The sequence below is a fragment of the Acetobacter indonesiensis genome, from assembly GCF_000963945.1.
Lineage (GTDB): Bacteria > Pseudomonadota > Alphaproteobacteria > Acetobacterales > Acetobacteraceae > Acetobacter > Acetobacter indonesiensis.
On the sequence record NZ_BAMW01000178.1, the window covers coordinates 1 to 259 of the forward strand.

Here is a 259-nt window from a genome sequence, read left to right on the forward strand (position 1 = left end):
ATTGGCCTGACCGATGATACCAGCTAACGCCTGCCGCTCTTCCCGAACGTCTCCAATCGCTTTCTGAAAGACCCCCTCCAGTCTCCGGCTGGCGGCCAGTCCTTCCTCGCGTATCCCTTGCCCATACGCCTGAGGCGTCATTTTCAGCGTTGGAGTGTCTTCGATCGCCTTCATCCGCGCACCGACCGCGTTCATGGCTTTTACGACACGAGCCAGATCCTCCGTGTAATCTGGTGGCCGGTTATCCCGCCACGCCTGC

1 pseudogene is annotated in these 259 nt (G+C 59.8%); it reads right to left on the minus strand.

Annotated features, from left to right (window positions below):
* Positions 1 to 259: pseudogene (locus Abin_RS15580) on the minus strand (DUF6118 family protein); the annotation flags it as partial.